The following is a 26,632-nucleotide window of genomic DNA, read 5'->3' as shown; positions in this document are numbered from 1 at the left end:
GTCCCACTCGGTCGCTTCGCTCCCTCGCGGGACTCCCGGCGAGTCTTCTCGATTCTCGGTTCTCAGTGATGGTACTCGGAGGGGCGTGTACACCGGGAGCGATGAGGAGCCGTCCCACCGTCTGGACGAGTCAGGTCGCCCCCGCATCGAGGACCCCGCCAGAGTAGCCATCAGGTGCCAGAATCCGACGGTTCGAACGCACAGTGCTGCTCGCAAACTGATACACTGTAGGATGTTACTCCACCTCAAGAATTTTCAAATATCTGTATTGTATCTAAAACATGCTAATGGAGAACGACATTAACCGACGGCGAGTGCTGGCTGGCGTCGGCACCGGAATGACGCTCCTCGCCGGTTGTGCGAGCGAGGACGGAGCGGATAACGAGACGAACGGTGGCGACGGCGGCGATGCAACGTCGAACACCGACGAGTCAGAGAGTACCGAGGGCAGCGAGGAGGCGACCGCTACCGAGACGGACGACGCAGAATCGACCACTGGCGGGTCCGCCGAGGCGAACGTAACGCTCGGCGAGGTCGCGGAGGGGGACAACCTCTCGCTCGTCGCTCGTTCGACCGAACGGACGACCTCGCTCGGCGAGTACTCGGAGGCGGAGTCGGGCAACGAGTTCGTCGTCGTCCGCATGGCGGTCAAGAACACGAGCGACGCGTTCGCCGAGTTCTCGAGCTACTGGCAAGCACGGCTGAAAGACGGCGAGAACCACGTCTACGACGCCTCGTTCAACTCGACGGACCACCCCATCGACAGCAGTGTCCTCGCTCCGGGCGAAGTCTCGCGTGGCGACATGGTGTTCGAGGTTCCGGAGGGCACCGGTGACCTCACGATGCAGTTCGACTTCAGCGCCTTCGACTTCACCAGCTTCGACCGCGTCACCATCGACCTCGCCTCGGAAGCGAGTTCCGCGGCGGACCTAACCCAGGACCTCGGCGTCGAGGTGAACGACCCCGGCACCGAGGCGACGTACGAGGGCGTGACCGTGACACTCCACGGCGTCCGCCGCGAGTCCTCGCTCGGCGACTACGCGGAGGCAGAGGAGGGCTCCGAGTACGTCATCCCGGACATCGAAATCACTAACGGGACGGACGAGGCGCTCACTGTCTCGACACTGCTCCAGATGCGCGTCAAGACCGGCACCGGCCTCTCGTTCACGGGCGACCTCATGGGGTCGTCCTCGCTCGACCAGGCCTACGAAGAGGGTTCGGACATCGCCCCCGGTGAGTCCCGACGCGGCGAACTCGCGTATCAGGTCGAGACGGACACCGAGTCGCAGTTCTGGGTGTTCAACTTCCTCGACTTCAGCGACCCGTCGAAGTCGTTCTGGACGCTGGACTGAACAGGAGGCCTTTCGTCTCTCGTAGCCGCCTGTTCGGTCTCGTGTTTCGTCCGGCAGTGGCGGCGCTCTTCGAGGCGATGCGATCACTGCTCGGAGGGGGTAAGAAGTACGAGCGACCGAGAGCGCCTGCTGTTCCACCTGAACGACACTCAATCTCGCAATGCCTCCACCGGTCGCTCGCTCGCCGCCGTCCACGCCGGGTAGAGCCCGCTGACCAGGCTCACCAGGACGCCGAACGCGAACCCGCCGACGAGGTACGCGCCGTTGCGTGCGACGAACACCACGTCGTACGATATCTGCTCGACGAACGCGGCGAGCCCGACCGCGACGGCGCCGCTCGCCAGTGCCCCGACGACGCCGCCGAGAGCGCCGAGCAACGCGGCCTCGACCAGCAGCGTTCGCAGCACCTCGCCCTTCTGGACGCCGACCGCCCTGAGGACGCCGATCTCCTGGCGGCGCTCGGTCGTGCTCATCAGCATCACGTTGAAGATGCTGACCCCGGCGACGACCAGCGAGATGGAGGCCAGTCCGAGCAGGAAGGCGTTGAGCAGCGCGAAGAACTCCGCGATGGTCGAGAGGATGGAGGAGAGTTCGAAGACTGAGACGCGCTCGGTTCGGGCGTTGAGCGTCGACCGGACCTCGCTCGCGACGGCCGTCGCCGCACTCCCGGAGTCGGCCTGCACGACCACCTGCGTCGGCTCGGTCTGGACGAACTCGCCGGGGGGCAGCACCACGGCGTCGTCCGGGCGGATGGGCGTGATGGTGTCGCTCTCGGCCAGCACCGCGACGACGCGGTAGCGGTTGCCCTCTATCTCGACGACGCTCCCCACCGACAGCGACAGCGTCTCGGCCACGTCAGAACCGACGATGGCTCCCTGTCGGTGGACCGCCGGGAGCGTCCCGTCCTGTGCCTCGAACAGCGTCGCCGGGTCGTCGGTGCCGTACAGTTGCGAGAACGTCTGGTCGCCGCCCGCCGACACCACGCCGCCGTCGGAGACCAGCGGGACGACGGTCCCGCGGCCGCTCGCCGCCCGGCGAATCTCCCGGACGTCGCGGGAGCTGAGGCTGTCGCTGCCCGCGTCGGCGTTCGGCGAGACGATGACCTGGTTCCCGATGTCGCCGAGTTCGTTCGTCGCCGACAGCTGGAGGACCGTCCCGAAGATGCCCAGCGTCGCGATGGCGAACACGCCGATGACGATGCCCAGCGCCGCCAGCCCCGACCGCAGGCGGTTTCGCGAGAGGTTCCGGCGCGCCATGAGCACGGCGGGAAAGCGCCTCATCGCTCGTCCTCGGCGACCGGCTCCGACTCGGCCGGCCCATTCGCGTCGTCGCTCTCGCCGCCCATCACGTCCGCGTCGTCGCTCTCGCCGTCCGCCGCCTCGTTCCCGCCGTCGGTGCTCGCGGAGAACCCGACGTCGTCGGTCGGTTCGCCCGCCTCGCGTTCGCGCAACACGCCGTCGACCAGTTCGACCGTCCGGTCGGCGAACCGCGTGACGAGTTCGTCGTGCGTGACGGCGACCACGCTGACGCCGTCGTCGCAGATGCGCCGGAACTCCTCGAGGATGGTCGCTCCCGTCTCGCGGTCGAGGTTACCCGTCGGTTCGTCGGCCAGCACGAGCGCCGGCCGGTTGACGAGCGCTCTCGCGATGGCGACGCGCTGTTTCTGTCCGCCCGAGAGCTGTGTCGGGTCGTGGTCGAGTCGGTCGCCGAGCCCCACGCGGGAGAGCAGGTCGCGGGCGCGCGCTGTGGGGTCCTCGTCGGTCCCCGCGACGTGCCCGTCGAACAGCGTCGGGAGTTCGACGTTCTCCGTCGCGGTGAGCGTCGGGATGAGGTGGAAGTCCTGGAAGACGAACCCGATGGCGCGCTTGCGCGCGTCGGTCCCCTCCTCGTCGGTGAGTGCCGTCACGTCGCGTCCCCGGAGGTACTGCTCGCCGCGTGTCGGCACGTCGAGCAGGCCGAGGACGTTCAGCATCGTCGACTTCCCCGACCCCGAGGGGCCGACGACGGCGACGAACTCGCCCGGTCGGACCGTGAAGTCCACGTCGTCGAGGGCGACGACCGTCTCGCTGGCCGAGCGGTACTCCTTCGTGACGCCGCGGAGTTCGACGACGAACTCGGCAGCGGCGTCGGGTGGGGTCGCGCCGTCGGTCGACGACGAGCCGTCGTCCGGGCTCGCCCCGTCGTCGCTCATCTGAACCGGACCGCGACGGCGACGGCCGCCGCGGCGAGCAGGACGACGACGAACGCGCTCGAGAGACTCAGCGGGAAGTCCGACCCGCCGCGCTCGCGTTCCTCGACGCCGTCGAGGGGCAACTCGACGCGGTCGGCCCGCTCGACGCCGTTCACGACGTACGTCACGTCGACGGGGACGCTGCTCGCGTTGGCGAGGTCGATGTCCGCGGTGAGTTCGAACGGGGCGAACTCGCTGCCCTCGACGCTCCCGACGAAGTAGTCGCGTTGCGGGTACGCCGGGCCGACGGACTCCGACTCAGCAACGGCGACGACGACGCCCGAGACGGTCGCCTCGCCCGTGTTGCCCGCGTTCCCCTCGATTCTGAGGGTGCCGTCGGTCACGGTGAGGTTCACGCCCGTCACGCGAATCGCGCCGGTCTGCGGGCGGTAGTCGTACGCCGCCGTCTCGCTGCCAGACTCGCCAGCGAGCGAGTACGTCGTCTCGAACTGTACCTGCCCACCCGGAACGCGCGAGAGGTCGACGGGCACCGACTCGCTGGCACCGGGCGCGAGCGTCCCGACGGCGTATCGCGGACCGTCGCTCCCGTTCGAGCGCTGCTGGACCACCACCTCCCGAATCGGTGCGTTCCCGAAGTTCGTCACGGTGACCGCGACCTGCGACCCGCTCGACTCGTCGTCGTTCTCGCTACCCTGCTGGGCTGCCGCGCCGCCGGTCGCCCCGCCACCGACGAGACTGCCGAGCTGGTCCTGCAGGCTGCCGCCACCGCTGCTCTGCTGGTTCTGGCTCGCCCGCTCGACGCGGACGCCGACGTCCTCCCGCAACTCCGACACCGCGAGCGTCGTGCTGGTCGTCGTCTCCGCGACGGATCCCGCCGCGGTCGTGTAGGTCACGGTCGCGTCCACGGGTACGTCGCCCGTCGACTCGGGGGCGACCGTGACGTTGACCGTCTCTGTCGCGCCGCCGGCGAGCGTGGCGAGCGTCGCCCGTCCCGTCGCGTCGCCGGCCTGCACGTCGACGACGACGTTCCGCATCGCCGCCGTCGTCGGGTTCGCCACCTCGACGGCGACCTGTGACTGGGTCCCCGCGACGGCCTCGCTCGACTGGACGGTGAGGAGCGGCGGTGCGGACTCGACGACGACGGTCAGCGGTCGGGTCGCGCTGACCTCGCCTCCGCTCGCGTTCTCACCGACGACGACGAGTTCGAGGTCGCGCTGCCCCGGCTGGTCGAACGTGGCCGTCAGGGGGACGGTGAGCGTCCCGCCCGCGGAGAGCGCGCCGAGGTCGTCCGCGCTGGCGATGGTCTCGCCCCCCTCGACGAGGTCGACCCGCTGGAGCGAGACCGGCGACGTGCTCCCGCCCGACAGCGAGACCGTCGCATCAATCGTGGTGGGTGCGCCGGTCACCGGTTCCGCGGGTGTCACCGTCGCGTCGGTGACGGTGAGGCGCGCGTCGGGCACCTCCTGGGCGAGGGCGGTGGGACTCACTCCGACGACACCGGCTCCGAGCGAGACGACCAGCGCGACCGAGAGGGCGAGCGCGGCGGGGACCGAACGGCGTGGCATCGATTGTACCGCATAGCCGCCGGTCGCGCAAAAACGTGGCGACGGTTCCGGCTTCTGACCGGCGCTCGCGGGCAAACCCGGTCCCTCCGACGCGAACACACTCTCGAACTCGGAGGTGAGGCGTGCGTGGCCTACTCCCCGACTTCGAGTTCTTCGCCGTCTCCGTCCTCGGTGTCGGCGTCGTCGTCCTCGCGGTTCGCTTCGCTCTCCGCTCCGTCTTCCGAGGCCTCCTGCTGGTCGGCCTCGCCGTCCTCGTCGTCCTCCACGACGACCAGTCCGCGGTTGTTCACCGCGTAGGCGTCGAGGCCGACCTCCGAGAGGAACTGCTTGTACTCGCGTTCGCAGCGCTCGGCGCGCTTCTGCTTCTCGCTGGCGCGGTCACAGAGTTCGAGCAGGTCCTCGGGGACGTCGTTCTCGTGGACGATCCAGTGGTTGACGAGGTCCGACAGCCGCCGGATGGGCGACGTGAAGTGCCCGTATATCTCGAAGTTGAGCGCGTGGTGGCCGCCGAACGGGTCGTTCATGTACTTCGCGCGGGGCATCACGCGCATCACGGCGCGCTGTATCTTCCGCAACTGACGGCCCGGTGCCTGTTCGAGCGTCGCGTTGACGGCCTTCCGCGGGTCGTCCCACGAGTCGCCCGGAATCGAGACGCTGTCGAGTTCCTGTATCTCCCGGAGCGCCTTGTCCCACTCGTCGGGGGAGGGCTGTGGGTGGACGCGGTACATCGCCTCGACGCCGCGCTCGAACATGAGGACGTGCGTGACCGCCTTGTTCGCCTTCAGCATGCACTCCTCGATGATGGTGTGCGCGCGGTCCCTGGAGGGGTTCAGGACGAGCGAGCCGTCCTCCTTGCGCTGTTCGTGCATCCGGTCTGCGAGTTCGAACACCAGCGAGCACTCCTCGTGGAGCGGGAGGTCCGGGTCGTCGAGTCGCGCCTCGGCCTGCGAGTACGTCAGGCGCTCGTCGGAGTGGATGACGGACTTGTAGATGTCGATGGACTCGTAGCTGAGCGTCTCGCCGTCGAGTTCCATCTCGACGGTGTGGGCCAGTCGGTCCTCGTTGGGCACCAGCGAGCAGACCGTCTCGGCGAGCACCGGCGGCAGCATGTGGATGGTGTACGCCGGGAGGTAGACGGTGTTCCCGCGCTCGACGGCCTCGGCCCACATCTCGCTGCCCGGGTGGACGTAGTGGCTGACGTCCGCGATGTGGACCCACAGCCGGTAGCCGTCCTCGGTGCGCTCGACCGAGATGGCGTCGTCGAAGTCCTGCGCGTCGAGCGGGTCGGTCGTCCACGTCGTCAGGTCCCGGAGGTCCTTCCGGTCGTCGAGTTCCGTCTGAATCTCCTCCTCGACGCCCTCGGTCCGCTCCTCGGCCTCGTCGAGGACCGCCTGCGGGAACCCGTCGCGTATCTCGAACTTCTCGAAGAGGTCCTCGCGCTTGTTGGCGAGGTGGCGCGCCAGCTCCTCGTCGATCTCGACCGGCCCCTGCCCTTCGGCCGTGCCGGCCTCCGACTGCGCCGCACGCTTCTCGTCGGTAGAATCCTGTTCCTGTTCGCTCATGGACTCGTGTAGCGAGAGCGCGCAGTTAGGCGTGTCGGGGCTAGGGTGATGCGTGCGCCTTGGTGATGGTCGAGTGGAGAACGCTTCGAAAGCCCTCACCGGGAGGACTCGCGCGGCTCGCTGCGCTCCTCGCTTCGCTGCGGTGCTTGTTTCGCCGAGCTTCGCCCTCCCGACTCGCCCTTTCAGTCCGCCAGGGCAACACCGGCAGCCCTGCCCTTCCCCGGGTCGCGCGGTCCTCACGGAGTTCGGACACACGCTCCCGGCCACTGCTAACCGCAACGGCTGGCCGCGCGCTCGTGCGCGGCCGACGGGAAAGGTAGGCGCGGTGCGGTCGCGGGCCTGGGGTTCCCGTGAGCGGAGCGAACGGGAACTCGCTGAACGAGCAAAGCGAGTTCAGCATAGGACTGAAAGGGCGAGGGCGGTACGGGAAGCACGAGGTCGCAAGCACTGGTGCGAGTGACTCACGGGAACGAGCGAAGCGCGCAGCGTGCCTCGCGCGACCGGAGTTCCCGTGAACGAAGTGAACGGGAGCACGGAAGACGAGCGGAGCGAGTCTTCAGGAGCGCCCGAGGGCTTTCGAAGTCTTCGCGATGCACTCTCTTCCAGAGAACGCTCCTGAACGACCATCACCCAGGACACTCGCTCAGCGACAGAGTACACAGCCTCGAAAAGAACGCCTACGAGTCCCTCACTTCGATTCGAGCGAGCCGTAGCGTTCGGTCACCAGTTCGTCGTAGCGTCGGAGGAACTCGTCGCGGCTGAGTCCCCCGTCACCCTCTACGTCGAGGAGCAGCGTCTCCAGTTCGGCCCGTGGCTGGTGACAGAGCTCTCGATAGCAGGGTTTGCAGACGTGTTCGAACTCCTTCGCCTCGCGGTTCCAGCGGTCGCCTTCTTTGTCGTACTCGCGGGCGGACGAGCGGTCGACTGACGCCCCACAGGCGACACAGTCGACGCGGTCGGCACCACGCTTTCGCCAGCCCCACATCGTTCTGACACTACGCCGCGCTCGCCTTATCGCTTTTCGCTCGACGCACGACAGTCACTAGCAGGGATACGTCGCGACCGAGACGACGGGACTCACGACACCGACGTCGAGGCAGGCGAGAGCGCCGTCGTCGCCACCCTCGTTCGCACCGCGTGTCGGGCGGTTTATCCGGTCCGGGCGCGAGGTGAACGTATGCAGGTGAAGTCCCGCCATCACCTCCGGAGCGACGAGATACGGCGCATCGAGGAGGCGCTCAGCGAGGGCCTCGGCGTCGACCTGACGGGCGACTCGTTCGAACACGTCGAGTTCGAGGACGCCGACACGAACCTCGTCCTCGTCGACGGCGACCCGCTGGTCGCGTACTTCGGCGACGACGACGAACCGTTCCTCACCGTCCGCGGCGCGAACGCGTTCCCCCCGGAGAAGAACGTCGTCACCGTCGACGCGGGCGCGGTGTCGTTCGTCTCGGGCGGCGCGGACGTGATGCGTCCCGGCATCGTCGAGGCCGACGACCGCATCGAGAGCGGCGACCTCGTCGCCATCGCCGAGGAGACCCACGGCAAGGTGCTCGCGGTCGGCCGCGCCCTCGAATCCGGGTCGGACCTCGTCGGCGACTCGGGGAAGGTCGTCGAGTCGCTCCACCACGTCGGCGACGACCTCTACGAACAGACGTTCTGAGCCGTCCGCACTGCACTCTTCGAGTGGGTACGGCCGGTCTACTCCTCCTCAGTCGCCGCACTGCCGCGTCACTTCCACGTCGTCACCGTCGACGATGACCGACACTTCGCCAATCGTGTCGCCCGCGGTGCACGTCACGACGCCCGCGCCGACGACGGTCGCCGCCTCGTCGTCGGTCAGTAGCTCGACGAGGACGTGTCGGCGCTCGCCGCCGGGCAGCGTCTCGGTGACGGTCTCGCCGGAGTCGACCGCGAACTCCTGGCTGGCCTGGACGACCTCGATGGGTTCGACGTCGACGGTGTCGGCGGTGAGCACGTCGTCGACGGAGCGCCCGTCGAGGACGACGATGTCCGTCGAGTCGTCCCCGTTGTGGAGTTTGACCGCCTCGATGGGCCCCTTCGTCACCGTGACCGCGACGACGTAGTCCTCGTCGTCGCCGTTGCTGAGTCGGAGTACGTTCGAGGCGGGTGTGGCCGTCGGCTCCGTCGTCCCGGCGTCCGCCGTCGCCGTCCGGGTCGCCGGGTCGGCCGCCTGCTCGGTCACCGTCTCGTCCGCGTCGCCCGTCTCGGCGTCGTCCGTTCCCTCTGCGGGTGCACCCGCCCCGCCGGGTGCCTCGGTCGTGTTCGACGCGTTGTCCGCGGGTCGATTGATGTCGATGGCGCTACAGCCCGACAGCACGACGAGTACCGCGAGCGCAACCGCTACCAGCTTCGTCCTCATTACTGACATAACTCGACGCCGGAGAGTATATTCCTTCTCCCCGTTCGCGCCGGTTGCGACGCGCTCGCACCGACTGCGACGGGCGACATAATCCAAATTCGATACGTTTCGGTCCTCCTCTCGCCAGAACCACGCGTCGCTGGCTCGCCGCCTACTGGGGTCGGCCCGTCACTCGCTGGGGTACGTCGGGAGGCGTGCCGACCGGCCGCTGCCCTCGACGAACGGGAGCGAGACGACGTCGGTCGGAACCGTGTCGGCTCCCGCTCCCTCCGGCGCGCCGACGCTCGTCACGTCGCTCGCGGCGTCGAACGTGACGTACGCGAACGCGACGGGGGCCTCGTAGCTCGGTCCCGCGACGGCGCGGGTCACCTCGCCCACCTCGTCGTCGCCCGCGAACACGGGCGCACCGGCCTCCGGGACGGCCTCGGGCGCGAGGCCGACGAGTCGCTGGGAGGGCTGGCCGACGTTCTCGACCTTCGAGACGACCTCCTGCCCGACGTAACAGCCCTTCTCGAAGTCCAGCGCGTTCCGGACGCCCGCGACGTTCGGGACCTTCCCCGACAGTTCGGTGTCGAACAGCGGCGTCCCGGCTTCCAGGGTGAGCGTCTCCCACGTCCGGTAGCCGAACGGCGCGGCGTTGTTCCCCCGGACGACGAGCGTCTCGAACACCTCGCTCGCGGCGTCGGCCGCGCAGATGACCTCGTAGCCGTCCTCGCCGGTCGGGCAGTCGCTCGCGACGACGGTGACGCCGGCGTCGCCCATCGACCCGCGGACGAAGGTGAGCGCGGGTTCGGGCGCGCCCGCCCGGTTCAGGACGGACGCGACCTTCTCGGTCGCGTGGGGGCCGTGGACGCCGAAGACGCCGAAGTCGTCGTTCGCCACGCGGATGGAGACGTCCTGGATGAACGTGTTCTCGCGCCACTGGGTCGCGAGCGGTTCGGCCCGGTCGGGCGGACAGAACACGAGCAGTCGCTCCTCGGTCGTGTAGACGTAGAGGTCGGTGGTGATGCGCCCCTGTGGGTCGAGCAGCAGAGCGTAGACACCTTCGCCGTCCGCCGCCGAGACGCGGTTGGAGACGGCGTTGTCGACGAAGTCGACGCGGTCCTCGCCCGTGACCTCGACGACGCCGTAGCCCATCTCGCAGACGCCGACGCCGTTGCGGACCGCGCGGTGGGTGCGTTCTGGTCGCCCGTAGTCCTCGACGACGCGACGGCCACCGACCGTCCGGAACGTCGCTCCGTGATCGGTGTGCGCCTCCTCGATGACAGTCATACCCCGACGTTGTCCCGCTCGGAGTAAGACGCCACCGGTCTCACGACTCCCGGCTCCGACTCCTGTCGACCCAGGCTCCGACGCCCGCCGACCGCGAGACCGGCCGCTACTCGGCGTGGATATCACCCCGACTCGGACCGGGGGCGACCCCTCAGAACGGGAACCGCTCGCGCAGTCGGTCGACGAGCGACTCGTCGTCGTCCTCGTCGTCCACGTCGGGGACCACCCGGTCCGCGGGCCGGATGACCAGCCGGCCGTCCTCCCGGGTGGTCGTGATGAGGCTGTCCTCCTTCAGACCGGCCAGCGCCTCCTCCAGCGCGTCGATTTCGACGTCGACGCGCGTCCGCAGTTCGAACACGGTCATCCCCTCCCCGTGACCGACGAGGGTGTCGAGCACCCCGACCTCGGTGTCGTCGCGGTTCCGGTACTCCCGCTTGGCGCGCATACGTCCGGGTACCACGGCCGCTCTCTTAACGTGTGGCGGTCGGTGCGGGGACCGCCAAGGAGTAGCCTTTATGTATCGAACGCGGTAGAAAGAGCCAATGGCGCTTACGTGTTCGCTCCTCGGTCACGCGTTCGACGACTACGAGGTCGTCCGCGACCGCGAGGAGCGCGGCAGCGAGGTGGTCACCTCCATCCGCGAGGTCGCCGTCTGCGACCGCTGCGGTGCCGAGCGGGTGCTCTCGGAGAACACCGAGGTGACGAGTATCGTCGACGCGGACTCGGTCGACGCCGATCTGGCCGACACGGGCGAGGTCGACGCGGCCGACGACCGCTTCGCTCCGTCGGCTGACGACGACGACGAGGCGGTCTTCTTCGAGGAGGGTGGGTCGGTCGCGGACGACGAGGGTACGCTGGGGGACACCGGAGTGGAGGACCCGGCGGTCGACGAGTCCGTCGTCGACGAGGCGCTGGCCGACGAGACGGTCGAAGCCGACGACGAGATTCCCGACGAGGGGGCCGAACTCGTCGAGAGCGAGGCGTCCACCGAGGTCGGCGGCCTCGACGAGACCGCGGACGTAGAGGAGACGGCCGCAGCGGCGACCGACCAGGGAGCGCCGAGCGACGCGGCCGACGCTCCGGGCGACACCGACGACGGGGCCGAGGCGACCTCGGCAGACGGTCAGGATGGGGAGCCGTCCGACGACGACGCCGTCATCCTCACCGACGCGCCCGAAGAGCGGGAGTACGGCGAGTGGCCCGCGCACGACGACCAGCGATACCGGCCGTGGGACCCCGACCGACTCCTCGACCGTCCCGACGACGAGGACGAGGACGACGGCCCGACCGTCGCCGAGGTGATGGGCAACGGTCGGAGCGACGCCGAGGTCGAGGCGCCGGACGCGGACGGCGACGACGCCGACGACGGTCCCGAGTTCGAGGAGACCGCGGCCGTCGCAGACGGGAAGACGATGCTGTGGTGTCGGAACTGCGGGTTCCAGAGCCCCGCGAAGGCCGTCTCGCTCCGGAAGGGTGACGCCTGTCCCGACTGTCACTCCGGGTACCTCGTCAGTGAACGGAACCCCTAAACCCTCCCTCGTCTACGCACTCAACTATGCGCGAGTACAAGATGCGCCGCGGTGAACACCTCGAAGACCGAATGCCCGACCTCAAAGCGAGCGTGGAGGACTACTTCGGCCCCATCACGGAGACGGAGGAGTTCAAGGGCAGCGACCTCTACGTGGTCGGCGAGCCCTCGAACCCGGTCTTCGAACGGATCGTCGCCGGTGCGGTCTCGTACTCCGGGAAGAAGGACAAACTCGCCGTCGACTTCGTCGAGCGCGACCCCGCCGAACTGTCGCCCGAAGACCTCGAGTCCGCGGGCGAGGCCGTCTCGGCGAAGAACGAGTTCCTGCTCGAAGCGACCGGACGCGACGCGAAGAGTCGCCGCGAGTCGCTGAAGCGCGCGGTCGAGGACGACTCTCCCGACTTCTGAGGCGACCGTCCACTCGCCACGCGTTCACCGCCGACAGTGGCGTCGCTGGCTCGTCGGTAGCGTCGCTGGCGGTCCGAGAGCGGAGAGAGCGAGCGGTCGCCGTGAGGCTCGACCGCAGAATCGGGCAGTGGCGTGACTACCGCGTCAGCTTCTCGCGGCTGATCTTCACGCCCGTCGGCGTGATGATGAGCTGGTCGTCGTCCTTCTGGACGATGTCGCCACCGACCTCGCGAGCGACCTGCTTCAGTTCGTCCGAGATGTGCTCCATCGTCCGGTCGCTCGTCGTGTGTCGCGTGATGTCCGCGACGACGATGTCGCCGTCGTAGACGGCGTCCTTGATGGCGATGATGTCCTGCTTGTCACCGATCTTGGCGATGTGGATGCTCGTCCCGGCACCGCCCGACTCGGCCTCGAAGTCGTCGACGTCGAGTTCGACGTACTCGTCGGTGCTGCGCGTGCCGCGCCCACCGATGAGCTTGTCCATTAGACCCATACCCCGTGAGGGGACCGTTGCGGGCATAATTCTTGCGTCGCAGAGTGTCGACGGACGTCAGCGCCCGACCAGCGCCCGCAACCCCTCGCGGGTGAACAGCGTCGAGGGGCGGTCCATGTGGACGGCGATCTCCCCCGACAGCGCCCGCAGTCCCGCTCGCTGGACGGGTCTCGGGAGCGAGTAGGCGAGTCGGACCGCGTGGCCGAGGCGAATCTCGTTCTTCAGTTCCGAGCGCCACGCGTCCTCGTAGTCGTCGAGCGTGGCGGGCCACTCGGGGTTCACCTCGCGGGCGGCGTGGTCGGCGGCGCGCATCCCGTAGAGGATGCCCCCGCCGGTGAACGGCTTCGTCTGCCCGGCCGCGTCGCCGACGAGGAGGCTCCGGTGGCCGGTCACCCGCTTCGGCGGGCCGATGGGGATAAGCCCCGAGCACCGGCGGTCGAGCGTGACGCCGTACTCCTCACAGAGGCGGTCGAAGCGACCCGAGACGTCGTCACCCGGTTTCGCGGCGAGGCCGTACTCCACGCCGTCGTCGCCACGCGGGATGCGCCACGCGAAAAAGCGCGGGACGGTGAGGTGGACGTCGACGTAGTCCTGTGCGTCCGGTTCGGTGTCGAACCCGAGGACGCCGTGGAGGAACTCGCGGGGTTCGGGGAGGTCACAGGCTTCGCGAACGCGCGAGCGGGGGCCGTCCGCGCCGACGACCATCCGCGCCTCGTGGACGTCGACGCCGTCGGGACCGCTCGCGGTGACGACGACCCGGTCGCGTCGCTCCTCGACGTCGGTGACGGTGTGTTCGTCACGGACGTCGGCCCCCGCGTCGCCGGCCGCGCGGGCGAGCGCCTTGTCGAGACCGACCCGGTCGATGGCGTTCGAGATGACCTCGCGCTTGTAGAACGGTTCACCGGCCGTCTCGGGGCCGCCGACGTGGAACCGCGCGCCGTAGATGTCGTTCTGGAACAGTTCGTCGCGCGCCTCGTCGGGGACGTACTCCCAGACGTCGAGGCTGACGTGCCCCGAGCAGGCGAGGGGGAGACCGATCTCGCCCTGTTCGAGGACGAGGACGTCGCGGCCGCGGTCGGCCGCGCTCCGGGCGAACCGCGCCCCGGCGGGCCCCGCACCCACGACGACGAAGTCGTGCATTGGCGGGACTCCGACACGGTAGCGGAAATATCTTCCCGGTTCGGTCGTGGCCTGTCGGTGCGTCCAGTGCACGTCGCCCGGTCGCTCGGACTGCTCCGTGCTCAGACCACACGACGCGCCAGTGTCACGAGAACGACCGCCGAGAGCACGCCGACCGCACCGCCACCCGCGACGGCGAGTACGTCGCTCGTCGCGGACAGCAGCGACTCGTACGCGAGGTAGCCGAGTGCGCCCGAACAGACGAGCAACCCGACGAACAGTTCGAGGTCGAGGAAGCCGTTGGCGATTCTGTCGAAGAGGCCGGTCTCACTGGAGGGCATCGACCGAACCGTTCGGATAGCCGACGAAAAACCGTTGCGGTCACACCCCGGTGTACCTCAGTCCTCGACCACGACGAGGCCACTCCCTGCCTGCGACTCGTAGCCCTCGTCCCACGGGACGTCGAGGGCGGTCCACGACTCGGCGGCGTCTGTCGTCCGGAAGAGGCCGCGGTTCGTCAGCGCGAAGAACTCGTCGCTCGCCCCCGACGCCAGCGTCGCTCGGATGAGTCCGTCCGGGCCGGGGAGGCCGTCCATCGCCTGCTCCCACGCGCCGTCGCCGACGCGCCGGTAGACGTACGACTCGGCGGGCAGCGAGTGCGCCTTCCCCGGACCGCTCGCCGACGAGAGCAGGACGGTGTCGGGGTCCGCGGCGTCGACCGCCACCGAGTACGTGTAGCGGTGGTTCAGCCCGGCCTGCGGGTACTGCCACGTCGCGCCGCGGTCGTGGCTCTCGGCGTAGCCGTCGCCAGCGGCGGAGTAGACGCGTTCGGGCGCTCCTCGATGGGTCGCGAGCGAGTGGTTGTCGAACCGCGAGGTGGCGACCTTGTCCTCCCACGTCTCGCCGCGGTCGAACGTCTGGACGAGCGCGCCGGCCTCGATGCCGACGTAGAGATGGGATGGGTCGCCCGGGTCCACCTCCAGCCATCGGACGTGGTGGGTGTCGGGGCGCGGCGGGAAGTACCAGTCCTCGGCGCTCGGGAGGTCGGTCAGGCCGGGCTTCTCGGTCCACGTCCGCCCCGCGTCCGTCGAGCGGTAGACGCGCGACGGTTCGGTCCCGGCCCACCACTCGTCGGGGTCGTTCGGGTTCACCGCGAGGCTCATCACGCGCGGTTTCATCTCCGCGTCCGCGCCGACCCGCTCGAACGACGCACCGGCGTCCGTCGAGCGGTAGAGCCCGTCGTCGAGGGTGCCGAGCAGGACGGTGTCGGGCACGTCGGGGTGCGCGGCGAGGCACGCGATATCGTAGTCGGTCCGCCGTCGCTCGACGGTGGGGGTCTCGCGCTCGTCACGGACGACGAGGAGCACCTCGCGGAGCGCAGCGTACAGCGTCATACCGCCTAGCAGGTGTCGGAGGGGGATAACGACTGCCGCTGCCCGCGTCCGCCCCCGCCGCATCCCCGCAATTTATATCGGAATACTTGTTATTCTTTCACATGGGAAAATCACTCGCGGCAGTCGCACTCGTCGCCTGCCTCCTCCTCTCGGGGTGCAGCGGCGTGTTGCCTGCGTCCGAGGAGACGTCGACGCCGGACGTCGGCGTCGAGAGCGACGTGACGGCCACCGCGACCCTCGACGGGCCGACGACCGACTCGTCGGCGACCACCGCACCGTCGACCCCCGATTCGGAGGAGGCCGCACCGGCTTTCGAGGACGGTCGCCTCGCGAACACCTCGTCGCTGGTGGTCAGCCACCGACGGGCGACGAACGGCACCGGGTTCTCCTTCGAGTCGAGCGCCGTGACGCGGGCGCAGGACGCGGCGGTCCCGGTGAACTACATGAACCGGACGGTGCGGGTCGGCGCTGGCGGGACGTCGTACGTCGCCGAGTACAACCAGACGGGAGGCCTCAGCACCGACCGCCAGACCGCGCGGTGGAGCAACGGCACCTTCGGCGCGTCCCGCGAGGTCCGGTCGGTGGCGTTCCAGGACGACGCGGTGCAGTACCTGTCCGGACCGATTGACTCTGTGGAGACGCCCCTCTCGCTCTCCGGGTTCGTCCCGATGTACCTCCGCGCCGGGTCGTTCGCGGTCGAGTCGACGGCCGGGGACGGGACGCGGACGCTCGTCGCGAGCGAGACGCACAACGGCACGCTCGGGACGTACGAGGTCCGGGCGTTCGAGGCGACGGCGACCGTCGACGCGGTCGGCCGCGTCCGCTCGCTGTCGGTCGACACGACGCTCGTCATCGAGAACATCACGTTCGACCAGCGCTACCGGTTCGCCCTCTCGACCGACCCCGCGGCCGTCGAGCGGCCGTCGTGGGTGGAGACGGCCGTCGAGAAGACGCCGCGCGTCGATGCGCACGTCGAGGACGACTACGTCGTCGTCACCAACACCGGGTCCGTCGAACTCGGTCCGCGGGTCGCTCTCATGCAGGGGAACTCGGGAGCGAGTGCGGCGCTCGACGACTCGCTCGCACCCGGCGAGACGGTGTACCTCTACCGGGCGACCGGGGACGCGTACCGACTCGTCGTCTCCGACTCGCCACCGACGGAGCGCCGCGAGTCGCTGTCGGGGCAGTACGAGGTGCGGTTCAGCGGCCGTGGCTACTTCGAGCAGGTCTCGGTTCCAGTGAACGCGGGCGAAGAGTAGAACCGCGCCGTTCTCGCAGTTCTCGCGCTACCACCACGAGAGCGACCGGTGCTGGCGCTCAGTCGTCGTCGGCGGCGGGCGGGTCGGCGCGCTGGCCGCGTTCGCGCTCGGAGCGCGGCCCCTCCAGGTCGACCCTCGGCAGGTGGTCGCGGAGGTACTGGCCGGTGTAGGAGTCGTCGTTCCGGGCCACCTCCTCGGGGGTACCCTGTGCGACGATAGCGCCGCCGTTCTCGCCACCCTCCGGTCCGAGGTCGAGGATGTGGTCGGCGTTCTTTACGAGGTCGAGTTCGTGTTCGACGACGACGACGGTGTTCCCGCGGTCGGTGAGGCGCTGGAGCACCTCGATGAGTTTGCGCTCGTCGTGGCTGTGCAGGCCCGTCGTCGGCTCGTCGAGGAGGTAGAGCGTCTCGCCGGTGTCCTTCTTCCCGAGTTCCTCGGCGAGCTTGATGCGCTGGGCCTCCCCACCGGAGAGCGTCGTCGAGGGCTGGCCGAGACGCATGTAGTCGAGGCCGACGTCCTTCAGCAACTGGAGGCGGCGCTCTATCTGGGAGTTCGCCTCGAAGAACTCGTAGGCCTCCTCGACGCTCATGTCGAGCACCTCCGAGATGGTCGCGCCCTTGTACGTCACGTCGAGCGTCTCGTCGTTGTAGCGCTTCCCGTCGCACTCCTCGCACGGGACGTAGACGTCCGAGAGGAAGTTCATCTCTATCTTGACGGTCCCCTGCCCGCCACACGCCTCACAGCGCCCGCCCTTGACGTTGAACGAGAACCGGCCGCGCTCGTAGCCGCGCTGTTTGGCGAGCTTCGTCGAGGCGAACAGCTCCCGGATGTGGTCGAAGACGCCCGTGTAGGTCGCCGGGTTCGACCGCGGGGTGCGGCCGATGGGCGACTGGTCGATGAGGCGCACCGTCTCGATGTCGTCGATGCCCTCGATGTCGTCGTGGTCGCCGGGGCGGACGTCGGTGCCGTTCATCCGCTTGACGAGCCCCTTGTACAGAATCTCGTGGAGGAACGTCGACTTTCCAGAGCCGGAGACGCCCGTGACGGCGGTGAAGTTGCCGAGCGGGACGTCGATGTCGAGGCCGCGCAGGTTGTGCTGGCGAGCGCCCCTCACGGTGAGGTGGCCGGTCGGTTCGCGGCGCTCCTCCGGGACGGGAATCTGCTTGCGGCCAGCGAGGTAGTCGCCCGTGATGGACGCCTCGGTGTCCATCACCTCCTCGACGGGACCGTTGGCGACGATTTCGCCACCGCGCTTGCCGGGGCCGGGACCCATGTCGATGACGTTGTCCGCCCGCCACATCGTCTCCTCGTCGTGTTCGACGACGATGAGCGTGTTCCCGAGGTCCCGCAGGCCTTCGAGGGTGTTCAGCAGGCGGTCGTTGTCCCGCTGGTGGAGGCCGATGGAGGGTTCGTCGAGGACGTACAGCACGCCTACGAGGCCCGACCCGACCTGCGTCGCGAGGCGGATGCGCTGGCTCTCGCCGCCCGAGAGCGTCGAGGCTTCGCGGTCCAGCGTCAGGTACTCCAGGCCGACCTCGGTCATGAACCCGAGGCGGGCGCGAATCTCCTTGAGAATCTCCTCGGCGATGGTGCGGTCGCGGTCGTCCATCCCCTCCTCCATCCCCTCGAAGTGCGCGAGGGCGTCGCCGATGGACATCCGGTTGACCGCCGTGATGGCGGTGCCGTCGACGAGGACGGCCCGCGACTCGGGCTTGAGGCGGGTGCCGTCGCAGGCCGGACAGCGCGTCGTCGCCATGTACTCCTCGATGTGCTCGCGGGTGCCCTTCGACTCCGTCTCGACGTACCGGCGGTCGAGGTTCGGGATGACGCCCTCGAAGCGCTTCTCCTTGCGTCTCGTCCCGTTCTTCGTCCGGCGCTTGAACACGACCTTCTCGTCGGTGCCGTAGAGGAACGCCTGCCGGACGTCCTCGTCTAACTGCTCGAACGGCGTCGACAGCGAGACGCCGAAGTGCTTCGAGACGGCGTCCAGCCGGGTCCGGTAGTACGACCGGGAGTAGCTCCACGGCTCGAACACCTCCTTCAGCGGTTTCGAGGGGTCCTGGACGACGAGGTCCTCGTCGACCTCCTTCGTCTCGCCGATGCCCTCACAGGCCGGGCACGCGCCGTGTGGCGAGTTGAACGAGAACGACCGCGTCTCTATCTCGGGCAGGTCGATGCCGCAGTGAGTACACGCGAGGTCCTCGGAGAACGTGACGACGAGGCGCTCCGTGGCGACCTCCTCCGCGTCGTCGTCATCGTCGTCTGCCGTCCCCGCGAGGTCGCCGGTCGAGCGGGTCTTCTCGCCGCCGATGTCGACGCCCTCGGGCGGGTTCGGGATGATGAGCTTCAGCGAGCCCTCGGCCTCTTCGAGGGCCGTCTCGACGCTGTCGGTGATGCGCGAGCGCGCCTCGGGGCTGATCTTGACGCGGTCGACGACCACGTCGACGGTGTGGAAGTAGTTCTCGTCGAGGTCCGGGCGCTCCGTGGTGAGGTCGTACTCCTGTCCGTCGACCTCGACGCGGGCGTACCCCTCCGCCACGAGGTCGTCGAACAGGTCGGCGAACGCGCCCTTCTGGTCGCGGACGACCGGCGCGGCGACCTTCGCCTTCGTCCCCTCGGGCAGTTCGAGGATGCGCCGGACCATGTTCTGGGCGCTCTGCTCGCCCACCTCGCGGCCGCACTCCGGGCAGTGGGGCGTCCCGACGCGGGCGTACAGCAGGCGGAGGTAGTCGTGGAGTTCGGTGACGGTCCCGACGGTCGAGCGGGGGTTGTTCGCGGCGTTCTTCTGGTCGATGGAGATGGCGGGAGAGAGCCCTTCGACCGTCTCGACCTGCGGCTTGTCCATCTGCCCGAGGAAGTTGCGGGCGTAGGCGGAGAGCGACTCGATGTAGCGGCGCTGCCCCTCGGCGTAGATGGTCTCGAAGGCCAGCGAGGACTTCCCCGACCCGGACAGTCCGGTGACGACGGTGAACTCCTCTCGCGGGATGGTCACGTCGACGTCCTTGAGGTTGTGCTCCTCGGCCCCTCGGACCTCGATGTTCTCTTTCATTACGTGCGCCACGAGTGGACCGCCTGAAACCCTGTCGGTCACGTCATCGTACTCGCTGACTGACAGTCACCACTGGCGAGCACTCGGGCGGTTTCGAGCGGTCGACCGTCGGCACTCGCTGGCCGTTCGACCGGTCGGCCAGGCCAGGGGGCTCGGTCACGCCGAACCCCTCGTCCGGTCGGTCCTCGTCGGTCGATTGTCCCAGTCGATGACTTGATACGACCGACGAGAGTAGCGCCGTCCATGAGCCAACAGGACGTCATCGGTGGCATCGACCTCACCGACGACCACTACGTCATCAAGCAGAGCTTGATCCGCAACAAGTACGCCGTCCTGGACTCCTCTGGACAGACCGTCCTCAAGGGGAAACAGAAGCTGTTCAAGATGAAGGAGGATTTCCCGTTCACGACGCCCGACGGGGAGACCATCTACCGTCTCAAGGCGAAGAACGTCCTCGACATCGCCGGCGACTACACGCTCGTCGACGAGCGCTCGGGCGACACCATCGCCGTCATCGAGAAGAAGTTCACCCTGTTCAAACACACCTACGACGTCCGCTCGCCGAACGGCGAACACTGGGGGCGCATCGAGTCCGAGAGCGCCGTCGTGATGGCCCTGAAGTCGCTCTCCGACATCGCGGGCCTGCTCCCTCACTCCTACTCCATCACTGGTCCCGGCGGGCGGTCGATGGGCACCATCAAGGAGCGCTTCTCCCTCCGCGACATCTACGACGTGACCGTCGGCGACACGGGCGAGGCACCGCGCGAGGCCATCGTCGCCGCCGCCTGCGCCATCGACGCCCTCGAAGGGAACTGAGCAGTCCCGAGCGAACCGTTATCTCTACCACCGCGAATCCCCCCGTATGACGACCGACGCGAACGACGGCATCGGCGAGAGCGAGGCGGACGGCGACGGCGCGATGAACCCGGCAGGAATGGGGATGGGTATCGCACTCGGCGTCGCCATCGGGACGGCCCTCGGCATCGCCACCGACAACCTCGGCCTCTGGATAGCGCTCGGCGTGGCACTCGGCACCGCGTTCGGCGCGGCGCTCAGCGCTGGCCTCGGCGACGAGGAGTGAATGACCGTCCGACGACGGACGACGCCGACCGAGGGCGCTCGACGGTGGCCGTCGCCGAGCGACCCGACGCCGGGAGTTATCCCGCAGGCTGCCCTCTCTCCACCCGATGATGGCGACGACGCACGCACTGGCTGGCATCGTCGTCGCGAGCGTGGCGGCCCTCCTCGTCCCCGACCACGCGACGACGGCGCTCCTCGCGGGCGCGGCGGGTGGCCTGTTCCCCGACCTCGACGCCGTGGTCGGCACCCACCGCAAGACGCTGCACTTCCCCGCGTACGGCTGGGTCGTCGCCGTCCCTGCCGTCGGTCTGGCCGTCCTCGTCACTGGCCCGTGGTCGGTCGCGCTCGCCTGCTTCACGACCGCGGCCGCCTTCCACGCGCTGTCGGACTGGGCCGAGGGCGGTGTCGAGTGGCGCGGCTGGGAGCGAAACACCGACCGCGCGGTGTACTGCCACCTCACCGGCGAGTGGCTGACGGCGAAGCGGTGGGTGCGCTACGACGGCGCGCCCGAGGACCTGCTCTGCTCGGCGGTGCTCGCGGGGGTCGCCCTGCTGGTCGTCTCCGGACTGACCCGGTGGCTGGTCGTCGGGCTCCTCGCAGTCGGGACCGTCTACACGCTCGTCCGCCGACGCGTCCCGGGGGTCGTCGACCGCCTCCGGGCACGCACGTAGGCTCACGCAAGCCGGGTGGCTACACACGTTCCCACCGTCACTTAGCTCGATGCGTCCCGACAACCGGACAGTCATGCGAACGCTGGTAGCGGGGGTGACCGGGGTCGGCGCGAAGCGAGCCGTAGCGGTCGGTGTGGTCGTTGCCGCTGCGCTCGCCCTCGTCACCGTCGGTCCCCTCTCGCTGCCGTCGGGCGTCGACGCCCGGACGGTCGGGCTGATGCTCGTCCTGGCGTTCGTCGCGCTGTCGTGTCGCGGTATCGCGCTCCGGGGCGTTCTCGACATCCTCGGGACGCGCGTGGGCCCGCTCCGCGCTATCGGCGTCTTCCTCGCGACGACGTTCCTCGGCTGTCTCGCCCCGTGCGGGAAGGCGGCGGCGGGACCCGTCAACGGGCTGCTGGTCTCCTCGGCCACCGAAGCCCGCTACGAACAGAGCCTCGCGGCCGTCGTCACCGTCGACCTCACCGTGAGCGTCGTCGGACTCACGCTGGCGCTCGCCGGACTCGGCGGCACCGTCCGCCCCGATCCGCGAGCGCTCGTCGTCCTCCCCCTCCTCGCACTGCTCGTCCTCGCCGCGTGGCGAGTCCGCGACCGCCTCGTCGAGGTGGTCGGTCGCTGCGTCGCCGTCCCCGTCCGCCTCGTCGGTCGAGTCGTTCCCTCGAAGACGCCGCCCTCGACCGAGTCGGTCACCGAACGCGTCGAGGGCGTCGTCGAGTCTGTCGAACTCGTCGCGCGCTCGCCGCGCCGACTCGCGGGCGTCGTCCTCTTCGTCGCCGTCGGGCAGGTGGCCGCCGCGGCCTGCCTCTGGCTCGCGCTCGACGCCGTCGGCTCGGCGGTGTCGTTCCCGCTCGTCCTCGGCGTCCTCCCGCTGTCGGGCATCGGGTCGCTCGTGCCCTCGCCGGGCGGGACGGCGGGCGTCGAGGCGGCGCTCGTCGGGCTGCTCGTCTCGTTCGCCGGGGTGGCCGTCCCGCCCGCCTCCGCGGCCGTCCTGCTCTACCGGACGGCGACGTTCTGGGCGCCGCTCCCCGTCGGCGGCCTGTCGGCGCTCGCCCTCGGCGGCCGCGACGCCATCAGCGCCGCGCGCGGGTCGGTCCCCGAGACCGTAGCGTAGCGGCGAGAACGTGTGGCGTAGCGAGCGTTTGCGTCCGCTAGATACTGTCCGCGTCGGGGGAGACAAGCGGTGACTGACCGTGGTTCCTCCTTCGAGTATCACTTCTCGCGTCACCCCGTCTTCGTGTCTCGACGCTTCTTGAACGTGCGGCGGAGCAGGACGACGAGCGCCCCGGTCACGGTCAGGTAGACCAGGGTGATGGCGACGTCGAGCCACAGCGGCAGGCGGAGGGTCGGGAACAGCTCCGGGCCGACGAGGGTGGCCGTGACGAGGCCGAGCATCGCCGTCGTGGCGACGACCAGCGAGCGCTCCTCGTAGTCGAACGCAGACCAGTAGTACAGCATCAGGACGCCGTACAGCACGACACAGACGACCATCGTCAGAGCGAGTCCCTCGAACACCGTCCACTTCGCCCCCTGGAGTTGTAGCGGGACTCCCCGACCCGCGCTGGCACCCGTCACCGCCGCCACCTCCAGCATACCGCTCCGCTACTGTACAGACACGTAAGTAGCTGCGGGTGGCATCGGCTCCGTCTGGCCGGTTACGCAGGACGCGCGACTCCGACGCCGACGCAGCGTGCCACGCACGCCCTGCGTCGAATCCCGCCCTTCACACGTCCTCGGGCAACCAGCCGCCGTCCACCTCGACGTTCTCGCCGGACACGTACTCGCTCCCCTCGTCGCAGAAGAACCGGACGACCTGCGCGACGTCGGCGAACTGCGCCCAGCGGCCGCGGGGGGCGTTCTCGGGGAACTCGTCGGAGTTCTCGATGACGTACGGCGAGACGGCGTTGGCGGTGATGCTGTCGTCCTGCGTGTCTGCAGCGAGCATCCGCGTGAACATCAGGACGCCCGCCTTGGCGACGAAGTACGGGAAGTTCTTCGGGTTCACCAGCCCCTTCTCCGCGGAGGCGTAGCCGACGTTGACGACGCGACCCCACTCCTGCTCGCGCATGCCGCCGAGCGCCCGCTTCGAGCAGAGGACGGTGCCGTAGAAGTTCGTCTCGACGACGGTCCGCCACCGGTCCCACTCGACGTCCTCCCAGTGGGCCGGGGCGAACGCCCCGACGTTGTTGACGAGGATGTCGACGCTCCCGAGGTCCGACTCGACGTCGGCGAACAGGTCGTCGACAGCGTCGGGGTCGGTGACGTCGCCCTGCACGAGCGCCGTCTCGACGCCGTGGTCCCCGGCGACGTCGGCCACCTCGCGGGCAGCAGCGTCGCTCGTGTGGTAGTGGACGGCAACGTCCGCGCCGCAGGCCGCCAGCGACTCCGTGAGCGCCGCGCCGAGTCCCGTCGCGCTGCCGGTGACGAGCGCCACCCGGCCGTCGAGGTCCGGTCGAATCATACCGGCGGTTCGGCCGGTGGCGGCAAAGCGACGGTGGTTGCGGTCGGCGTCGGTCGCTCCCCGTGGAACCGAGGGCCGTCGAGAGAACCGGAAGACGACGGAGTGGTGGTGCGTAGGTCTGCACGAAGTTTTTACGCGTGAACGAGATAATGTGTGGAGGATTTATCTGTCGTGGCGTTGGTGTACGAACCGATGGCCTACTACGTGGGCGTCGACCTTGGGGCGACGCACATCCGTGCTGTCGTCGCCGACGCCCGAGGCGAGGTGGTCGGCCGCGCTCGCAGTTCGACCCCGACCGGACCGGCAGGCATCGCCGTCACCGAGGCGGTCCTCGACACCGTCCGGGGTGCGTGCGCGGACGCCGATGTCAAACCGTATCGAATCACAGCCGCTGGTATCGGCTCGTTCGGACCGCTGGACCTCGCGGCCGGGACGGTCGAACAGCCGGCGAACCTGCCCGACGACATCGACCGCATCCCGCTGACCGGACCGCTGGAGAACCTCGTCGACAGCGAGGAGGTGTACCTCCACAACGACACCATCGCGGGACTCATCGGCGAGCGGTTCTACGGCCCGCGGACGCCCGACGACGTGGTGTACGTCACGATGTCGACCGGTATCGGTGCGGGCGTCGCCGTCGACGGCAACGTCCTGAACGGCTGGGACGGGAACGCCGGCGAGGTGGGACACATGACGCTCGACCCCCACGGTCACATGACCTGTGGCTGTGGCGCGCCGGGCCACTGGGAGGCGTACTGCTCGGGGAACAACATCCCCCGGTACGCCCGCCATCTCGCCGACCGGGAGGACATCCCGACGGACCTCCCGCTGGACGACGACGAGTTCTCTGCGGTGGACGTGTTCGAGACGCCCGAGGACCCGCTGGCGGCCCGGACGCTCGAACGCGTCGCCGACTGGAACACGCAGGGTGTCGCGAACGTCTGTCACGCCTACGCCCCCATCGTCGTCTACGTCGGCGGCTCGGTCGCGCTCAACAACCCGGAGACGGTGCTCGACCCCATCAGGGAACGCCTCGCGGACCACCTGCTCGTCAACGTCCCCGACGTGGAACTGACCACGCTCGGCGACGAGGTAGTCGTGAAGGGGGCGCTCGCGAGCGCCCTCACCGGCGGAACGGGCGAGCGACCGACGGGTCGATAGCGACCGAGCGGTCGCGAGTCGGGCGTTGGCGCCGAGCGCCGGCGTCGATATCGCTCCTCACCTGGCTCCGGACGTGACAGTCCAGGGACCGTAACGCATACACCGGGCGATTGCTCAGTTCTCCCATGGAGTCCCCAACTCCCCGCAGTCGCCGCGACGTCCTCCGGACGCTCGGCGCGGCGGCGACGCTCCCCGCCCTCTCGGGAGTCGCGAGTGCACAGTCCACGGCACAGGACGACTACGGCCCCCTCGGCCGGGTCGAGGTGCCCGGCACCACCGAGGTCGTCGTCTCCGGCGACGTCGCCTACCTCGCGACGAGCGACGGGTTCGCCAGCGTCGACGTCTCCGACCCGGAGAACCCGTCTGTACTCGCCAACCCGACGGACCTCCTGGCCGACCGGGAGAACGGTCCGATGAAACAGATCTTCGACGTGAAGGTCGAGGGCGACCGCCTGCTCGTCGCCGGGCCAGCGCAGTCGACGCAGAACAGCGTGAGTGCTCTCGTGCTCTACGACGTCTCGGACCCCGCGGCTCCCGAACAGGTGGGCGTCTACGAGACCGAGTCGATCAACCACAACGTCTTCCTGAGCGACGGCGTCGCGTACCGCGGCGACAACTACGCCGACGGCCTGCAGAGCGAGAACCCGGTCGTCATGATAGACGTCGAGGCGGGCGAGGAACTCGGGCGCTGGTCGCCCGTCGACGAGAACGAGGCCTGGGGCGACGTCTACACCGGTCTCCGCGTGCTCCACGACATGTACGTGCAGGACGGCGTCGCGTACCTCGCGTACTGGGACGCCGGGACGTGGCTCCTCGACGTGAGCGACCCCGCCTCGCCGTCGGTGATCAACCACGTCCGCGGTCGGCCACCGGAGGAACTCGCCAGTCTGTCGGGGAGTCAGGTGACCAACGAGAACCTCCAGCCGCCGGGCAACGACCACTACGTCGCCGTGAACGACGACGCCTCGGTGCTCGGCGTCGGGATGGAGTCGTGGGACACGGAGGCCGACGAGGACGACGACGGTCCGAGCGGCATCGAACTGTTCGACATCTCCGACCCGACGACCGCCGAGTCGCTGGCCACCATCACCCCGCCACCCACCGACCAGCCGACCTACAGCGGCGTCTGGACCACCTCGCACAACTTCGACTTCGCGGGCGACCGCCTCTACACCTCGTGGTACAGCGGCGGCGTGAAGGTGTTCGACGTGAGCGACCCGAGCGCCCCGGGTATCCTCCGCGAGTGGGAGAACCGCGAGGAGCTGAGTTTCTGGGCTGCAGTGGCCGTCGAACCGGGCGAGACGTTCGTCGCCAGCGCCGAGAACCACCGGGGTGAGCAGGGCGCGTTCGCCGGCCTCGTCGCGTTCCCAGACGCACCGAGCGGGGAGCAGTCGACCCGGACCCAGACGCCGGTGCCGACGAGCACGACGGACTCGACGACCGGCACCGCGAACGGGACGGGGGACGGCGGTAACACCACTGGCGGGACCGCGTCGGGCGGTACCACCACGAACGGGACCGGCACTGTCGTCAGCGACACGACGGTGGCCGCTACCGACTCGGGTACCGTGGAGACGACCACGGACTCCTCCGGGAGCGGTCCCGGGTTCGGCATCGCCGCCGGCGTCGCCGGGAGCGGTCTCGCGGCGTGGCGAGTGCTCCGCGGACAGGACGACGACGAGTAACTGGC

Annotated in this window: 25 protein-coding genes and 1 pseudogene; 11 read left to right on the top strand and 15 right to left on the bottom strand. The window is 69.1% G+C overall.

Going from position 1 to position 26,632, the window contains the following annotated elements; all coding sequences use genetic code 11:
• Positions 1-287 precede the first annotated feature (287 nt).
• Entirely contained in the window at positions 288-1,352 is a 1,065-nt protein-coding gene (locus tag MX571_RS00880) for a DUF4352 domain-containing protein (protein WP_247413711.1), read from the top strand.
• Positions 1,353-1,501: 149 nt separating this feature from the next.
• Here the strand turns inward: MX571_RS00880 and MX571_RS00875 are convergent, their stop codons facing one another.
• From MX571_RS00875 to MX571_RS00855, 5 genes and pseudogenes are all read right to left on the bottom strand, one after another.
• Positions 1,502-2,632 (bottom strand): ABC transporter permease, encoded by a 1,131-nt coding sequence (locus tag MX571_RS00875; RefSeq protein WP_247413710.1) that lies wholly within the window; start codon positions 2,630-2,632, stop codon positions 1,502-1,504.
• Entirely contained in the window at positions 2,629-3,543 is a 915-nt protein-coding gene (locus MX571_RS00870) for an ABC transporter ATP-binding protein (RefSeq protein ID WP_368408963.1), read from the bottom strand. The genes MX571_RS00875 and MX571_RS00870 overlap by 4 nt, the downstream gene beginning before the upstream one ends.
• Complete coding sequence (locus MX571_RS00865; protein WP_247413709.1) at positions 3,540-5,108, bottom strand: CARDB domain-containing protein; 1,569 nt, start codon at positions 5,106-5,108, stop codon at positions 3,540-3,542. Before MX571_RS00865 ends, MX571_RS00870 begins: the two co-directional genes overlap by 4 nt.
• 251 nt (positions 5,109-5,359) lie before the next feature.
• Positions 5,360-6,670 (bottom strand): annotated as a pseudogene (locus tag MX571_RS00860) (RNB domain-containing ribonuclease); the annotation flags it as partial.
• Between the two features lie 688 nt (positions 6,671-7,358).
• Positions 7,359-7,655 carry a DUF7562 family protein gene (locus MX571_RS00855; protein ID WP_247413707.1) on the bottom strand — a complete coding sequence of 99 codons (297 nt, stop codon included), beginning with the start codon at positions 7,653-7,655 and terminating at the stop codon, positions 7,359-7,361.
• A gap of 192 nt (positions 7,656-7,847) precedes the next feature.
• Here MX571_RS00855 and MX571_RS00850 point away from each other — a divergent pair, with 192 nt between their 5' ends.
• Complete coding sequence (locus MX571_RS00850) at positions 7,848-8,333, top strand: RNA-binding protein (RefSeq protein ID WP_247413706.1); 486 nt, start codon at positions 7,848-7,850, stop codon at positions 8,331-8,333.
• 48 nt (positions 8,334-8,381) lie between these two features.
• Here MX571_RS00850 and MX571_RS00845 read toward each other — a convergent pair whose 3' ends face one another.
• From MX571_RS00845 to MX571_RS00835, 3 genes are all read right to left on the bottom strand, one after another.
• The gene (locus MX571_RS00845; RefSeq protein WP_247413705.1) at positions 8,382-9,053 is read right to left on the bottom strand and encodes a hypothetical protein; all 672 of its coding nucleotides are present in this window, start codon (positions 9,051-9,053) and stop codon (positions 8,382-8,384) included.
• A gap of 168 nt (positions 9,054-9,221) precedes the next feature.
• Complete coding sequence (gene ygfZ / locus MX571_RS00840; RefSeq protein WP_247413704.1) at positions 9,222-10,325, bottom strand: CAF17-like 4Fe-4S cluster assembly/insertion protein YgfZ; 1,104 nt, start codon at positions 10,323-10,325, stop codon at positions 9,222-9,224.
• A gap of 151 nt (positions 10,326-10,476) precedes the next feature.
• Positions 10,477-10,770, bottom strand: coding sequence for a DUF6432 family protein (locus tag MX571_RS00835; RefSeq protein ID WP_247413703.1), 294 nt, complete (start codon positions 10,768-10,770; stop codon positions 10,477-10,479).
• 97 nt (positions 10,771-10,867) lie between these two features.
• On the opposite strand from MX571_RS00835, the gene MX571_RS00830 reads away from it, so the two are divergent.
• Both MX571_RS00830 and MX571_RS00825 read left to right on the top strand, forming a co-directional pair.
• Positions 10,868-11,854 carry a DUF7093 family protein gene (locus MX571_RS00830; RefSeq protein ID WP_247413702.1) on the top strand — a complete coding sequence of 329 codons (987 nt, stop codon included), beginning with the start codon at positions 10,868-10,870 and terminating at the stop codon, positions 11,852-11,854.
• 26 nt (positions 11,855-11,880) lie between these two features.
• Positions 11,881-12,261 (top strand): DUF5611 family protein, encoded by a 381-nt coding sequence (locus MX571_RS00825; RefSeq protein WP_247413701.1) that lies wholly within the window; start codon positions 11,881-11,883, stop codon positions 12,259-12,261.
• Positions 12,262-12,397: 136 nt separating this feature from the next.
• Here the strand turns inward: MX571_RS00825 and MX571_RS00820 are convergent, their stop codons facing one another.
• The 4 genes from MX571_RS00820 to MX571_RS00805 form a co-directional block, all read right to left on the bottom strand.
• A complete protein-coding gene (locus MX571_RS00820) occupies positions 12,398-12,754 on the bottom strand; it encodes a cell division protein SepF (protein ID WP_247413700.1) in 357 nt (118 codons plus the stop codon).
• Positions 12,755-12,811: 57 nt separating this feature from the next.
• Positions 12,812-13,894: a geranylgeranyl reductase family protein gene (locus MX571_RS00815; protein ID WP_247413699.1), complete on the bottom strand. Its 1,083-nt coding sequence runs from the start codon at positions 13,892-13,894 to the stop codon at positions 12,812-12,814.
• A gap of 101 nt (positions 13,895-13,995) precedes the next feature.
• Entirely contained in the window at positions 13,996-14,214 is a 219-nt protein-coding gene (locus tag MX571_RS00810) for a hypothetical protein (protein ID WP_247413698.1), read from the bottom strand.
• Between the two features lie 57 nt (positions 14,215-14,271).
• Positions 14,272-15,267 carry a WD40/YVTN/BNR-like repeat-containing protein gene (locus MX571_RS00805; RefSeq protein ID WP_247413697.1) on the bottom strand — a complete coding sequence of 332 codons (996 nt, stop codon included), beginning with the start codon at positions 15,265-15,267 and terminating at the stop codon, positions 14,272-14,274.
• A 101-nt stretch (positions 15,268-15,368) separates the two neighbouring features.
• Between MX571_RS00805 and MX571_RS00800 the strand changes: the two genes are divergently transcribed.
• A complete protein-coding gene (locus MX571_RS00800) occupies positions 15,369-16,526 on the top strand; it encodes a hypothetical protein (protein WP_247413696.1) in 1,158 nt (385 codons plus the stop codon).
• Positions 16,527-16,584: 58 nt separating this feature from the next.
• Here the strand turns inward: MX571_RS00800 and uvrA are convergent, their stop codons facing one another.
• The gene (gene uvrA / locus MX571_RS00795; RefSeq protein WP_247413695.1) at positions 16,585-19,575 is read right to left on the bottom strand and encodes an excinuclease ABC subunit UvrA; all 2,991 of its coding nucleotides are present in this window, start codon (positions 19,573-19,575) and stop codon (positions 16,585-16,587) included.
• Between the two features lie 243 nt (positions 19,576-19,818).
• Between uvrA and MX571_RS00790 the strand changes: the two genes are divergently transcribed.
• The 4 genes from MX571_RS00790 to MX571_RS00775 all read left to right on the top strand — a co-directional run bounded on the left by MX571_RS00790 (position 19,819) and on the right by MX571_RS00775 (position 22,434).
• Entirely contained in the window at positions 19,819-20,391 is a 573-nt protein-coding gene (locus tag MX571_RS00790; protein ID WP_247413694.1) for an LURP-one-related/scramblase family protein, read from the top strand.
• 46 nt (positions 20,392-20,437) lie between these two features.
• The gene (locus MX571_RS00785; RefSeq protein WP_247413693.1) at positions 20,438-20,656 is read left to right on the top strand and encodes a glycine zipper domain-containing protein; all 219 of its coding nucleotides are present in this window, start codon (positions 20,438-20,440) and stop codon (positions 20,654-20,656) included.
• A gap of 109 nt (positions 20,657-20,765) precedes the next feature.
• The gene (locus tag MX571_RS00780) at positions 20,766-21,326 is read left to right on the top strand and encodes a metal-dependent hydrolase (RefSeq protein WP_247413692.1); all 561 of its coding nucleotides are present in this window, start codon (positions 20,766-20,768) and stop codon (positions 21,324-21,326) included.
• Between the two features lie 73 nt (positions 21,327-21,399).
• The gene (locus MX571_RS00775; protein ID WP_247413691.1) at positions 21,400-22,434 is read left to right on the top strand and encodes a lysylphosphatidylglycerol synthase transmembrane domain-containing protein; all 1,035 of its coding nucleotides are present in this window, start codon (positions 21,400-21,402) and stop codon (positions 22,432-22,434) included.
• Between the two features lie 110 nt (positions 22,435-22,544).
• On the opposite strand, the gene MX571_RS00770 is transcribed toward MX571_RS00775, so the two are convergent.
• Together MX571_RS00770 and MX571_RS00765 are read right to left on the bottom strand one after the other, a co-directional pair.
• Entirely contained in the window at positions 22,545-22,913 is a 369-nt protein-coding gene (locus tag MX571_RS00770) for a hypothetical protein (RefSeq protein WP_247413690.1), read from the bottom strand.
• Positions 22,914-23,043: 130 nt separating this feature from the next.
• Positions 23,044-23,781, bottom strand: a complete 738-nt coding sequence (locus MX571_RS00765; protein ID WP_247413689.1) for an SDR family NAD(P)-dependent oxidoreductase — start codon at positions 23,779-23,781, stop codon at positions 23,044-23,046.
• Positions 23,782-23,973: 192 nt separating this feature from the next.
• Between MX571_RS00765 and MX571_RS00760 the strand changes: the two genes are divergently transcribed.
• Both MX571_RS00760 and MX571_RS00755 read left to right on the top strand, forming a co-directional pair.
• Positions 23,974-24,942: an ROK family protein gene (locus tag MX571_RS00760; RefSeq protein WP_247413688.1), complete on the top strand. Its 969-nt coding sequence runs from the start codon at positions 23,974-23,976 to the stop codon at positions 24,940-24,942.
• A gap of 125 nt (positions 24,943-25,067) precedes the next feature.
• Complete coding sequence (locus MX571_RS00755; protein ID WP_247413687.1) at positions 25,068-26,627, top strand: LVIVD repeat-containing protein; 1,560 nt, start codon at positions 25,068-25,070, stop codon at positions 26,625-26,627.
• Positions 26,628-26,632 lie beyond the last annotated feature (5 nt).

Source organism: Halomarina salina, assembly GCF_023074835.1.
In the GTDB taxonomy this organism is placed as follows: Archaea; Halobacteriota; Halobacteria; order Halobacteriales; family Haloarculaceae; genus Halomarina; species Halomarina salina.
This window is presented reverse-complemented; position numbering and strand designations above follow the sequence as displayed.